Source organism: Bartonella sp. HY328 (assembly GCF_025449335.1).
In the GTDB taxonomy this organism is placed as follows: domain Bacteria; phylum Pseudomonadota; class Alphaproteobacteria; order Rhizobiales; family Rhizobiaceae; genus HY038.
On the sequence record NZ_CP104883.1, the window covers coordinates 2,356,849 to 2,370,226 of the forward strand.

The following is a 13,378-nucleotide window of genomic DNA, read 5'->3' on the forward strand; positions in this document are numbered from 1 at the left end:
CTTAATGTCTGTGATACCCTCTTTGGACATATTTCCAACCCTATTTAATTGTCACAAATTGCTAAATTATTTTTGCAAGATAATTTAATTGCAAGTAATTTTATTGCCTTTACGAAATTATCGTTAAGCTCGCTTGACATAGTGCATTTATTTTTAAAAATAGAAACAAACAAAGGGCGTTATACACATGAAATTAAGTATTTTTTAACTTTTAATTTTTGTATTAAACTTTAAATCCATTCATTTATGCTTCTGCGCTTTTGGTTGTTTCAACTGCGGACGCAACATCACTATAAAACTCCACTAAGGGTGGGCGAATATTATGAGCAAGCATTTCTTTGCGCAGAGCAATGGAAGCACCGCAGATTATCATTCTCATTTGGCGTTTTTTTGCGGTTTGTCCTAAGTTTTCAATTATATGCGCACCAGTTGCATCAAGCAATGGCACTGCGGAAAAGTCAAGTATCATTACCTTATAACTATCGGCAATTTTATCAAGAACTGAACCAATATTAGCAGCAGCACCAAAGAAAAAAATGCCTGAAATATGGTAGATGACAACTTCATTATTTAAACGGCTATCATCAAAAGCAGGAGGCGCGCTATTAGCACCATCTATTCTATCTTCCCCCACAAAGGGTATATCCATTTCGACCTTGCTTAAACTTGACATGCGTTGAATAAACAATAAGGCGCCAAGCGCAAAGCCAATAATGATGGCTTCAGCCAATCCCCAAAATACAGTTAGTAAAAAAGTGACCGTCAAAATAACAGCTTCACCCTTTGATGCGATAAATAAAGTTTTTATCGCGCCGCGCTCGATCATATTCCACGACACAATAGCAAGTACGCCAGCAAGCGCCGCTAGGGGAATATAGCTAATAAGCGGGGCAGCAAACAGGATAAACATCAAGATAAAAATTGCGTGCATCATGCCCGCCATTGGACCATAAGCCCCAGCGCGAATATTGGTAGCGGTGCGTGCAATGGTACCGGTGACACAAATACCTTGAAAAAACGCCGTGATAATATTGGCAAAGCCCTGCCCTACTAATTCACAATTAGAGCGATGGTGATGCCCACTCATGCCATCAGCCACCACTGCCGACAGTAGCGATTCAATCGCCCCAAGCAAGGCAAAAGTTATTGCTGCTGGCATTACCTCTACTAATTTATCAATCGAAAAAACTGGCATCACTGGCATTGGTAATTGCGATGGCATAGCACCAAAGCGGCTACCAACGGTTGCAACATCAAGCACTCCCAAAAAAGCCGCAAAACTTGCCAATGCAATTGCAATGAGCATTCCTGGCCAATGAGGGCGCCATTTTTTCAAAGCAAAAATAATAATGATTGTGAGCGCGCAAAGGGCAAAGCTTTGACCATTAAAAGTTGTTATTGCGTCATATATTGCCGCCATTTTTGCAATAATGGGGCCTGGTTCTCCCCCCTGCAACTCTAATCCCAATATATTAATCAATTGGCTACAAAAAATTATTACCCCAATGCCAGCAGTAAAGCCGATTGTTACAGGATAGGGAATAAATTTAATATAGGTGCCAAGACGCGCATAGCCCATAATGGCTAAGAATACTCCAGACATCAACATCGCTAGCAATAGCCCGTCCATGCCATGCTCGCTGATGGTGGTTGCGACTACAACAATAAAAGCACCAGCAGGCCCACCAATTTGAAAGCGACTGCCGCCAAGCAGCGAGACAAAAAAGCCACCGATAATAGATGTATAGAGCCCCTGAATAGGCGAAGCACCAGACGCAATGGCAATGGCAATAGAAAGCGGCAAAGCAACAATAGCAACGGTTAAGCCTGCTAACGCATCGGCTTTGAAGTTGCTTAAGCTATAGCCCTCACGTAAAACTGTGATAAATTTTGGCGTGAACATTTGCCAGAAAATAGAACTTTGTTTTAAACGATTATCATCAGATTTATGATTACCAAACCCCTGCCCCGACATTAGCTTACCCCTCAAGCTATAAAATTGTCGACAAACTTTCTAATAATACTATAGCATTTTTGAAAAACTGTGAAGCGATCTTACCAAATAGACAAAATTCATAGATTTTAAATGACGACATGTGAGCAACCACGCCAAATAATAAACAAAATTTTGATAAAAATAGAAATCCCTAAATACACTTATTGAATACGTAACCTATTCATTGATCATTCTAAAAAGTATATGATGAGTCAGCAAATTTTATTTTCAACTGAGAATGCAAATTTAAAATGGCAAAATTCATGCTATAATTGGCACATAATCCACTTTTTCCATCCCAATATTCCAATAAACTAATTAGTATTGAGATTAATAGGAATAGATGGGTATTACTATGGATAGAAGAAGATTCAACCAGCTTTTGGCTTTATCGTTAGGGGCAGGTATTTCAAGTACGATAAACAGCAATGCTAAGGTTCCGGTGAGTGAAAATAATTTATTACCAAATGCTTCACGCCCAATAATGAAGCTCAAAGCGGGCGAAAAGAAGTTACACATAACATATCTCATATTTGACGGCGTAACATCTCTAGATTTTATAGGCCCATCGACTGCACTTTCGAAAAGTCTTTTTAATATCGATTTTGTCGCTAAGGATAAAAACCCAATTTTTGACGATAATGGCTTAGGGCTAATTCCAACGGCGACTTTTTCTGATATGAAACAAACCGATATTCTTTGTGTGCCTGGTACAGCTAATCCTTACATTCAAATAGTAAAAAAAGACATGATTGATTGGGTAGCCCAAATCGGACAAAAAGCATCTTGGGTAACAAGCGTCTGCACAGGATCATTTATTTTAGGAGCGGCAGGTTTGCTAAAAGGCTACAAAGCAACTGCTCATTGGACAATGATTAATGACCTAGCGTATTTTGGCGCAATTCCGACCCATGAACGTATAGTCAAAGACCGTAACCGCTTAACTGGAGGGGGAATTACATCAGGTATCGACTTTGGTTTAACACTATTAGCTACACTTAAAGGAATTGATATTGCCCAAGCAATTGAACTTTCTATGGAATACGATCCCAATCCGCCATTTAAAACAGGCTCGCCACGTTTAGCGCCAGCTAAAATTGTCGAAAAAGAACAAAAAAAATTCAACCAATGGCTAGAAATGGTAACCCCTAACAAGGAAAAAATTTTGGTGGAAGCCGCAAAGCAGCTAGGTGTTACGCTAGACTAAGGTAATGATCTTGGATCACGATATGATTTTACCAATGGATAATCACACACTTCGTGAGAGATATTTATATGATTATTTTAAATATCTCTTATAAAATATATGACGTAAAACCTTCATAAAACTTAAGACTACGATTAAACGTACATGGCCAATTCAAAAGAAAACAACACATTGAGAGAATCTTCAAAACACAAAATTGCAATTTTAGTTTTAGATAATTTTGTGCCTTTTGATGTTTCAATTCCATATGATGTCTTCTCCCTAGTTAAACATCAAAATGGCGTTAATGCTTACGATGTTACTATTTGTGGTGGCGATGATGTTTGTACCAGTCATGAATGGCAAATTACTTGTAAATCAAAATTAGATGATTTAATTTTGGCCGATACAATTATTATTCCCGGTCTTCGTAATCCAGTTGGTTTTTGGGATCCCATCATTTTTGAAGTCTTACAAAATGCTATTACAAAAGGAACACGTATTGCATCGATTTGCTCAGGCGCATTTGTTTTAGCAGCTTCAGGCGTTTTAAATGGGTTAACTGCAACAACCCATTGGGATTTGATTGAAACCCTAGCTCAAGAATACCCGCAAGTAAGAGTCAAACCAAATGTTCTTTTTACTGATAATGGACAAATATTAACTTCTGCTGGCCTTGCATCAGGTATTGACCTTTGCTTACATATGATCCGAAATGATTTTGGTTCGGTTATAGCTCAAACCATTTCCCAATTTTTTATCATGCCAATGGAACGTGAAGGCAATTACAAACAACTAACTTCACCACAGCACTTACAAAAAGAAGAACCGCTCGCACCGCTTTTAACATGGTTGACGGATACCATAAGCTTAAATCATTCACTTCAATCAATTTCTAAACACACTCATATGAGCACTAGAACTTTAAATCGAAAATTCAAAGCAAACCTAGGGGTGACTCCTATGGCATGGTTGGCTAATATTCGTATAAAGAAAGCTCAAATATGGTTAGAAACTACATCATCATCAATTGAACAAATAGCAACAGCAACAGGCTTTAATTCAGCAACTTCATTTAGAGATACTTTTAAAGCATCGGTCGGCATTACACCGACAAATTGGCGAAAAATTTACAAATCAAGCAATGGATAAAATAGCAATATTGATATCTTAATTGACAAAAAATTAAAAACCAATCGAATATGCTATTTTATCTTCACATAATTAACCTTCAAATGCTATAAGTCGTGCACGATTTCAAAACTTAATTCAAAACGCGCGAGATATTTGCGTAAGCGGTCGGCATCATTGCCTGTTTTTTTCTGCGTTCTTGAAACTGCAAAAAGTGCCCTACCCGCTTCACTAATGCTTTTATAACGCTGACATTCACGCACGACAAAATCAAGCTGGGGAATATCAAATGGATCAATCATCGCCAATTTATCTTCACCTAAAACAGTTGCAAGCAATTTTTTATCTTTACCCAAATTATCCCGGCTCCAACTATATTTTAAACGCTTAATCTCGTCCAACACTGTTTCCTCGTTAATGCGCGATTGCGGCGCAAGGGTTGACATGCGCAAGACTGCCGCTGATAAGTCACGGAAACTGCCGCGCCACTCGGCAGTGCCAGACATAGCAAAATCTAAAAACAAATTGCGTGCTTCTTTATTAAAAGTAACTTTTCGCCCTTCATCTCGTTGATAATTATCAAGCTCATAATCAAGATTAGGCTCAATGTCTTCACGGCGATTTTTTAATGCGGGCAATTCAAAAGTCCAAAGATTGAGTCTTGCATATAGATCTTCTCTAAAACGACCTTTTGTTACTTCTTCGCGTAAATCCCGATTAGTACCGGCAATGAGTTGAAAATCCGATTGGGTTTCAACATCTGCACCCACCGCAAAAAAGCGTTTTTCTTCAATAGCACGCAAACACATAGCTTGCTCGTCAAGACCAAGTTCGCCGATTTCGTCCAAAAACAACAGTCCTTGATCGGCAGCTTTCATCAAACCTTGGCGGCTGCTAGCAGCCCCAGTAAATGCGCCTTTTTGGTGACCAAACAAGGTTGACATTGCTTGATCGCCGCGCAAGGTTGCGCAATTCACCTCAATGAGAGAACCTTCAACTTGATGCTGCATTTTCTTTAATTCATAAATGCGTCGCGCAAGACGGGATTTACCCGCGCCCGTTGGCCCAGTTAACAAAATTGGAGCCTTTGAACGAATAGCCACTTTTTCTATTTCGTCTATGATGTGGTTAAACGCATCATTGCGGGTAGCAATGCCAGACTTTAGAAATGATGTCGCCGATTGGCGCTCCTGCGCAAAACGCCGCGCAATTATATCATAGCGCGATAAATCAAGATCAATAATTGAAAAAGAACCAATAGAGCTTCTATTGCCACTTCCATCCCGCAAAGACGGCGAAAGCTGTAACAAACGCCCCGGAATTGTGCGTGTCTCCGTGAGCAAAAACCAGCAAATCTGCGCAACATGGGTGCCGGTAGTGATATTTACATAATAGTCTTCATTTTCAAGATCAAAATCATAATTGGTAACAATGGAGCGCAATTGCTCATAAACCTCAGCAAAATCCCAAGGATTTTTAATGTCGACAAAATTTTGCACGACTTTTGTCTTGGGTGAAATCTCAGCAATATCCTTAATAATAACCTCGGCAAGCTTATTATCATTACTGTGATTGATCATCTCTACCCGATCAACTGGAAAATCTGCCTGCTGACAAAGCGCAACCGTTGGCCGCCATTTTGACCAGCGTTTTGCTTGGGCACCAATATCAAGGGTTGTGCCAAGAACTGAAAAGACAACAGTTTTTTTATCCATAATTATAAATCTTTATAAAAAATTATCACTGATAATATTATGCCCGTTTTAAAACAAAAAGGAAGAAAATATTTTTATAAAATTATTTTAGCAATAAAATCAGTAAGATAAAAAAATATTTTGTAGTTTTCAGTTGTCTTTATCGAAGTTGGCACGCCTTATGCTTAGTCAATAGGTGCAGGCAAGATAATTTAACCAAATACCTTGTCAGAATGTCAATAATAATAAGCATGAAAAAGCCATGCTGGAAATAAAGAGGAAATACAATGGCAAACTTTAAACTTTTTGCTTCCCTACGCGGAAAACTTGTTCCTGCAACCAATAGCCATAACCATCATGGCGCACCAGCCTATGAGCTTTCACCAAATGAAGCCTTAGCACAGCTTGCAGTGACTGGCACCTTTAACAATACATTTTACGCCAATGGCGGCGACCAGTTGGATAAGATTTTAGAACTTAGCGAAAAAGTTGACGCGGAGTTTCTTGCAAAAACTGCCATTTATGCTTTTGAAAAAGGCTTGATGAAAGATATGCCTGCTTTATTGCTCGCAATTCTTTCTAAAAACGAGAGCACTTATTTCAACCAAGTATTTAAAAGGGTTATCCGCAATGGTAAGATGCTGCGTAATTTCGTGCAAATTATGCGCTCTGGCACCATTGGTCGTAAATCACTTGGTACACGCCCTAAACGGCTTGTGCAAGAATGGCTTGAAAATGCCAGTGACATTGAAATTTTGCGCGCCAATATAGGAAATAAACCTTCGCTTGCTGATGTCATCAAAATGGTGCATCCGCGCCCAAAGGATAAATCGCGAGAAGCACTTTATGCCTATATTATGGGAAAACCTCATAATATTGACGAACTTCCAGCTATCGTCCGTGAGTTTGAGGAATTTAAGTTAAACCAAACTGGCAAAGTGCCAGAAGTGCCTTTCCAAATGTTGACTTCGCTTAATCTTACTAAGGAGCATTGGGCAGAAATTGCCTACCATGCTGGATTTCAAATGCTGCGTCAAAACCTTAACACTTTTTTACGTCATGACGTATTTTCAGTACCAGGTTTTACGCACTTCATCGCAGGTCGCCTTTGTGATGAAAATGAAATTCGCAAGGCTCGCGTTTTTCCCTATCAACTCATGACAACCTATCTTATGGCTGATAAGGCACTACCAGGCATGGTAAAAGATGCATTACAAGCAGCTATGGAAATAGCTCTTGATAATGTGCCTAAGCTAAACGGCTATGTCGTACTTTGCCCTGACGTTTCAGGTTCCATGTCATCGCCAGTTACTGGCTATCGCCACGGCGCAACTTCAGTTGTGCGATGCATTGACGTTGCAGCATTAATATCGGCAGCAATTATGCGTAAAAACAAATACGCACGTATAATGCCCTTTGAATTTGATGTTGTTGATATTGAACTCAATGCTCGCGACAGCATTATGACCAATGCCAAAAAACTTAGCAGCATTGGTGGTGGTGGCACAAATTGTTCCGCTCCACTTAAAACATTGAATGTAGAAAATGCAAAGCCCGATGTCGTTATCATGATTTCTGACAATGAATCATGGGTGGATGCCAACAATTTAACCAGATCAGGGCCAACCAAGATGATGGAAGAATGGGCCAAGATTAAAAATCGCAACCCAGATGCAAAGTTAATATGTCTCGACATACAACCTTACATTACAACACCTGCAGCAAATTTTGATGGTGTTTTCAATATTGGTGGATTTTCCGATGCAGTGTTTACACTTATCGGAACTCTGACAAAACAACAGGAAACAGAGCAATGGACAAAAATGATTGATGCAATAGAGCTATAAGCATAAAATCAGCCAAGCATTACAAATGGCCAAAATCATCAAGTTTTAAACAAAGCTGGAAGTGGATTTTTACAACTTCAACACAAGCCTTTGTTTTTATTTATTTTTTTAAAATAATACTTTACAAAACGAAAAATAAATGCTAAAAAAGACTCACCAAATTAAATTCATGGCAAATGCCAGTGGAACTACATTAGGTCGCGGGTTAAAGTCCCACCTTGTTCATATACATGAACATGAGCTCAGAAAGAGAGCGCAGACTACTGTTTCATTACAAACTTGTTGCTATGATTTTTATTTAACTTTTATATATGACAAATGCCGACGAAACTACATTCCAAAATCTAGGTCGCGGGTTCAAATCCTGCCAAGCCCGACACTGTGGGCTTGTAGCTCAGTGTTAGAGCGAGATAGTTTGTTTCGTTACTCCCTTGTTGTCATAGCTATACAAATTTCATTTTTGATATTTGTGGCGAATGCCGAATAAGAATACATTTTTGTTCTATACGTAAATCTCTTATTCACTCCTTGTCGCCACAACTACATTCTACCATAGCAAATGCCGATGGAACTACATTTGGTAAAGCTTTTAGATGTGAAGCTTTGGCTCTCACATTAAAGCGAAGCAGTTCAAATCTGCCCTATTTCAGTGCTAACATACCACTTTTAAAATAGGAATATTTCATCAATCCTTGTTGCTATGGCTTTTAATAATGCTCCATATTGTCTCCAACATATCATTAAAAAAATTAAGCTGATAAACCCAAAGATCAATAAGTTTTAGAGTACTAACTTATTAATAAGCAAAGCAAGAAAAAATAAATCAATAAAAAGGCATTAAAATTAAAGCGATATTTGGCATAATCTTTTGAAAAATAAGGGCGGCTTCAAATATGAAACCGCCCTAAAACTTTAATCATAAATCAGGATTATATATTATTGCTTGTTTTCAACCGAGCCGTCACCAAAATGACGACCTTCCTTTGGTGGGGCTTTGGTTTCAACTGGTGAGCCGTCCTTTTGGCCTTCAACATAGGAATTTTCTTGAGAGCCATCGCCAAAATGACGACCTTCTTTTGGTGGGGCTTTGGTTTCTACTGGAGAACCATCTTTCTGGCCCTCAACATATGTATTTTCTTTAGAGCCACCATTTAAGGTGCGCTCGGCTGCGAAAACATTGCTTGCAGCTAATGACAATATTGCAACTGATACTAATAAAAGCTTTTTCATTATCTTCGTCCTCGTTTTGCCGCTAATATTTTAGCGAAAATTTCAAAATATTATCTAACAATATCTAGAACGGTATCAAGGAAGGTCAAGAACGTCTAATCAAATAATATTGTATTTATATAGGGATAGATAAATTAAATGTTACCATGCGTTATAGGCTACAATATTTCGAGAGCCTTTAAATTCATGTTTACCACTTTTTTCAACTTAATATTTCAATAAACTAAATTTCCATTTAAACAACATTTAAACCATTTTACTTCTAGTTATCGGCCAGTGAGCATTGACTTTTTAACGCAAAATATTGCTATTAAATATGGGGTAAAAACCATAAAGAGTTTAGAAAAACTCAAAAATATGTGTTTTTTGAAAAGATTTTTCATAAAATCTGCGGATTAGTACAGTTTATATTTTCACATTTTATTTAATTCCGTTACATTGTCGCTAATCAATGGAGGTGACAATGATTTTAAAACGCAAATTTGTAACTGTGCTCGCTTCACTTATTGCAGCAACAGCAAGCCTCGCTCCAATACATGCGGCGCAAGCTGCCGACCGCATATTGAATGTATCCTATGATCCAACCCGCGAATTTTATCGCGAATATAACCAAGCCTTTTCCGACTTTTGGAAAAAAGAAAAAGGCACTGATGCAGTAGTTCGCACCACCCATGGTGGTTCTGGCTCACAAGCGCGATCAGTGATTGAAGGCTTAAATGCTGATGTTGTTACTCTTGCACTAGAAGCAGATATTAACGAGATTGCAGAACGCACAGGAAAAATACCTGAAAACTGGCGTGGTACACTTGCCCATAATAATGCCCCTTATACATCAACCATTGTATTTTTAGTGCGCAAAGGCAACCCCCAAAACATTAAAGATTGGGGCGACCTTACCCGCTCGGATGTAAAGGTTATTACCCCTAACCCCAAAACGTCTGGCGGTGCACGGTGGAACTTTTTAGCTGCCCTTGCTTGGGCACGCAAAAACTTCAATGGCGATGAAGAAAAAGCTCGCCAATATGTACGAGACCTTTATCGCAACGTCCCTGTGCTGGATACTGGCGCACGTGGCTCAACCTTAAGTTTCACCCAACGCGGCCTTGGTGATGTGTTGCTTGCTTGGGAAAATGAAGCCATCCGAACATTGGAAGAAAAACGCGGCGAAAATTTTGAAATTGTTGTTCCATCAATCTCTATCCTTGCTGAACCACCTGTTGCCCTTGTTGATGGTAATGTCGATAAAAATGGTACAAGAGAAATAGCCACCGCCTATTTACAGCATCTCTATAGCCAAGAGGGACAGTCTTTGGCTGCAAAATATGGCTACCGCCCATCAAACCCTGAGCTAGTTGATAAAACACTTTTGCAAAAATTCCCACCCTTGACGTTAGTAAAAATTGAAGATTTTGGCGGCTGGAAAAAAGCACAAGCAGAATTTTTCAATGAAGGCAGTTTCTTCGACCAAATTTTTAGTGGCAACCAATAGGAGCCGATAAAATATGGCATCAACAACAGCAAAGCCTAACTCATGGAAGACACCAAGCATTATACCCGGCTTTGGTTTAACCTTTGGGATTTTCATGACCTATATGTGGATTTTAATATTACTGCCAATTGCGGTAATATTTTTCCGCACCTTCTCGCTTAGTTTTAGCGAATATATTGATATAATCAAAACGCCCACCGTTAGCCATGCCATTTGGCTAAGCCTTTGGACATCAATGCTTGCGGCATTAATTAATGTCGTTTTTGGACTGCTGATTGCTTGGGTTTTGGTGCGTTATAATTTCCCCGGTCGCCGCCTTGTTGATGCCTGTATTGATCTACCCTTTGCCTTGCCAACCGCTGTCGCTGGCATTGCTTTTGCAACGCTTTATTCGCCTATTGGTTGGCTTGGATCGCTGCTCAACAAACTTGGCATCAGCATTATCAACACCTCAACCGGTATTGTTATTGCGCTTATTTTCATTGGTATTCCCTTTGTTGTCCGCACCATCCAACCGGCGATTGCCGAGTTTGAAAAAGACGTTGAAGAAGCCGCTGCAAGCCTTGGTGCAAACCGTTTACAAACCTTTATTAAGGTTATTTTACCAGCCCTCTTACCATCAATCATGACTGGTTTTGCCCTTGCCTTTGGTAGAGCAATCGGTGAATATGGCTCGGTCATTTTTATTGCGGGTAATTTACCACGCGAAACGCAAATTGCCCCGTTAATGATTGTTATCCAGTTAGAGGGTAACGCCGCCAATAAATATGCCAATGCCGCAGCTATTGGCGCAACCATGCTTGTTATTGCCTTTATCATTTTATTGGCTATTAATCTATTGCAAGCCTATAATCGCAGGAGATTTGGCAATGGCTAATTATAGCAAACCACAAAATCCACCAAGCGATCCGACAAGCGATAATATCTGGTTTAAATGGATAGCCATAGCAGTTGTATTACTATTCTTGACCATCATGCTATTTTTACCTTTGGCAATTGTCTTTGTTGAAGCTTTAGGTGAAGGTTTTGATGCCTATTGGCAAGCCATCAGTGAAGCAAGCACGTTAAACGCGATTAAACTTACACTTATTGTCGCTTTAATCGCGGTGACGTGTAACAGTTTGATTGGCATTTTAGGTGCATGGGCAATTACCAAATTTCGTTTTCGTGGCAAGGCCTTTGTCATAACTTTAATTGATTTACCTTTTTCCATATCACCTGTCATTGCTGGGCTTGCGCTGATTTTGGTTTTCAGCATGGATAGTGTCTTGCGCCCAGTGCTTGAATATTTCAACATTGAAATTATCTATGCCTTACCCGGCATGATCCTTGCAACCATGTTTGTAACCTTTCCTTTTGTTGCCCGTGAACTTATTCCATTGATGCAAGACCAAGGCACCAGTGACGAAGAAGCCGCGCTTTCGCTTGGCGCAAGTGGGTTTAAAACCTTTTGGCTGGTAACTTTGCCTAATATTAAATGGGCGTTACTTTACGGAATTTTGCTTTGCAATGCGCGTGCAATGGGCGAATTTGGTGCAGTTTATCTTGTTTCCTCACGCATTGAGGGGGAAAGTATGACACTGCCCTTGCAAATTGAGCTTATGTATTATTCCGACATTACTGCTGCCTGCGCGATAGCAACGCTGCTAACCTCGCTTGCATTAGTAACACTTGTCTTAAAAACATTAATTGAAAAAATTTACGCCCGTAAGGGAGCACGCACAGGCCATTAATATGAGCTGATGCAAAATATAGTTTCGAGGATTGACTATGGATGTTCGCCTAAATTCCTTAAATAAAGAATTTGACGGCTTTGCTGCGTTAAACGATATTTCACTTGATATTCGCTCAGGCGAATTATTGGGCCTGCTTGGACCATCAGGTTCAGGCAAAACCACGCTTTTGCGCCTTATAGCTGGACTTGAATTTCCAACATCCGGCACCGTTTATTTTGGCGATAAGGATGCATCCTTACACTCTATACGTGAGCGTAATGTCGGTTTTGTTTTTCAGCATTATGCGCTTTTCAAGCATTTAACCGTTTTTAATAATATTGCTTTTGGTCTCAATGTTCGCCCTTCAAAAACGCGTCCATCAAAATCCTTTATCAAGAATAAAGTGATGGAGCTTTTGGATCTTGTGCAGCTAACAGGACTTGAAAATCGCTATCCTAACCAATTATCGGGCGGGCAACGCCAACGCGTTGCACTTGCCCGCGCCATGGCAATTGAACCGCAAATCCTGCTGCTTGATGAGCCTTTTGGCGCCTTAGACGCGCAAGTTCGCCGCGAATTACGCCATTGGCTGCGTGAAATGCATGATAAAACTGGATTTACCACCATATTTGTGACCCATGACCAAGAAGAGGCACTTGAACTTTCTGATCGCGTTGCCATTATGCATAAGGGCACAATCGAACAATTAGGCTCAGCTGACGATATTTACGACAACCCCAAAACGCCTTTTGTTTATGACTTTATTGGCGAATCCAGTAATATTATTATTGAGATAAAGTCGGGAAAATTTCTATATGACGGCAATGAAATTAACATTAAAAGCAATTTACCTGATGGTAAAGCCAAGTTGTTTTTCCGTCCGCATGAAATTGAACTAACAAATGCTGATCAGCAAAGCCTTAATGGTAAGCTCATTGCTCGCCGCCGTGTCGGATCTGCAAGGCGCGGCGAAGTAAAACTTGATAGCGGTGATATGGTAGAAATTGAGTTGCCGCGCGATTATCAGGGACAAATTGGCGACATTGTTCATTTCATACCGCGCTTTTATAAAATTTTTAACATTTAAAAT

Annotated in this window: 10 protein-coding genes; 7 read left to right on the forward strand and 3 right to left on the reverse strand. The window is 39.7% G+C overall.

The window, feature by feature from the left end; translation table 11 throughout:
- Window positions 1-244 precede the first annotated feature (244 nt).
- Window positions 245-1,975 carry a SulP family inorganic anion transporter gene (locus N5852_RS10085; protein ID WP_262097669.1) on the reverse strand — a complete coding sequence of 577 codons (1,731 nt, stop codon included), beginning with the start codon at window positions 1,973-1,975 and terminating at the stop codon, window positions 245-247.
- 364 nt (window positions 1,976-2,339) lie between these two features.
- On the opposite strand from N5852_RS10085, the gene N5852_RS10090 reads away from it, so the two are divergent.
- Entirely contained in the window at window positions 2,340-3,203 is an 864-nt protein-coding gene (locus N5852_RS10090) for a DJ-1/PfpI family protein (RefSeq protein WP_262097670.1), read from the forward strand.
- Window positions 3,204-3,347: 144 nt separating this feature from the next.
- Window positions 3,348-4,334, forward strand: coding sequence for a GlxA family transcriptional regulator (locus N5852_RS10095; RefSeq protein WP_262097671.1), 987 nt, complete (start codon window positions 3,348-3,350; stop codon window positions 4,332-4,334).
- An 86-nt stretch (window positions 4,335-4,420) separates the two neighbouring features.
- Here the strand turns inward: N5852_RS10095 and rtcR are convergent, their stop codons facing one another.
- Window positions 4,421-6,028 (reverse strand): RNA repair transcriptional activator RtcR, encoded by a 1,608-nt coding sequence (gene rtcR, locus N5852_RS10100; protein ID WP_262097672.1) that lies wholly within the window; start codon window positions 6,026-6,028, stop codon window positions 4,421-4,423.
- A 266-nt stretch (window positions 6,029-6,294) separates the two neighbouring features.
- On the opposite strand from rtcR, the gene N5852_RS10105 reads away from it, so the two are divergent.
- Complete coding sequence (locus tag N5852_RS10105) at window positions 6,295-7,854, forward strand: vWA domain-containing protein (protein ID WP_262097673.1); 1,560 nt, start codon at window positions 6,295-6,297, stop codon at window positions 7,852-7,854.
- A 936-nt stretch (window positions 7,855-8,790) separates the two neighbouring features.
- Here the strand turns inward: N5852_RS10105 and N5852_RS10110 are convergent.
- Window positions 8,791-9,084: a mucin-associated surface protein gene (locus N5852_RS10110; RefSeq protein WP_262097674.1), complete on the reverse strand. Its 294-nt coding sequence runs from the start codon at window positions 9,082-9,084 to the stop codon at window positions 8,791-8,793.
- Between the two features lie 466 nt (window positions 9,085-9,550).
- Between N5852_RS10110 and N5852_RS10115 the strand changes: the two genes are divergently transcribed.
- From N5852_RS10115 to N5852_RS10130, 4 genes are read left to right on the forward strand one after another with little or no spacing between them, the layout of a single operon-like run.
- Window positions 9,551-10,573 (forward strand): sulfate ABC transporter substrate-binding protein, encoded by a 1,023-nt coding sequence (locus tag N5852_RS10115; protein WP_410004261.1) that lies wholly within the window; start codon window positions 9,551-9,553, stop codon window positions 10,571-10,573.
- Between the two features lie 13 nt (window positions 10,574-10,586).
- Window positions 10,587-11,450 carry a sulfate ABC transporter permease subunit CysT gene (gene cysT, locus N5852_RS10120; RefSeq protein WP_262097676.1) on the forward strand — a complete coding sequence of 288 codons (864 nt, stop codon included), beginning with the start codon at window positions 10,587-10,589 and terminating at the stop codon, window positions 11,448-11,450.
- Complete coding sequence (gene cysW / locus N5852_RS10125) at window positions 11,443-12,306, forward strand: sulfate ABC transporter permease subunit CysW (RefSeq protein ID WP_262097677.1); 864 nt, start codon at window positions 11,443-11,445, stop codon at window positions 12,304-12,306. The genes cysT and cysW overlap by 8 nt, the downstream gene beginning before the upstream one ends.
- 37 nt (window positions 12,307-12,343) lie before the next feature.
- Entirely contained in the window at window positions 12,344-13,375 is a 1,032-nt protein-coding gene (locus tag N5852_RS10130; RefSeq protein WP_262097678.1) for a sulfate/molybdate ABC transporter ATP-binding protein, read from the forward strand.
- The last annotated feature ends 3 nt before the right edge of the window (window positions 13,376-13,378 follow it).

Coding starts and splice junctions, on each gene's coding strand:
- cysT (WP_262097676.1), top strand. CDS start 10,587: ATGGCATCAACAACAGCAAAGCCTAACTCATGGAAGACACCAAGCATT.
- N5852_RS10105 (WP_262097673.1), top strand. CDS start 6,295: ATGGCAAACTTTAAACTTTTTGCTTCCCTACGCGGAAAACTTGTTCCT.
- N5852_RS10090 (WP_262097670.1), top strand. CDS start 2,340: ATGGGTATTACTATGGATAGAAGAAGATTCAACCAGCTTTTGGCTTTA.
- cysW (WP_262097677.1), top strand. CDS start 11,443: ATGGCTAATTATAGCAAACCACAAAATCCACCAAGCGATCCGACAAGC.
- N5852_RS10085 (WP_262097669.1), bottom strand. CDS start 1,975: ATGTCGGGGCAGGGGTTTGGTAATCATAAATCTGATGATAATCGTTTA.
- N5852_RS10110 (WP_262097674.1), bottom strand. CDS start 9,084: ATGAAAAAGCTTTTATTAGTATCAGTTGCAATATTGTCATTAGCTGCA.
- N5852_RS10130 (WP_262097678.1), top strand. CDS start 12,344: ATGGATGTTCGCCTAAATTCCTTAAATAAAGAATTTGACGGCTTTGCT.
- N5852_RS10095 (WP_262097671.1), top strand. CDS start 3,348: ATGGCCAATTCAAAAGAAAACAACACATTGAGAGAATCTTCAAAACAC.
- rtcR (WP_262097672.1), bottom strand. CDS start 6,028: ATGGATAAAAAAACTGTTGTCTTTTCAGTTCTTGGCACAACCCTTGAT.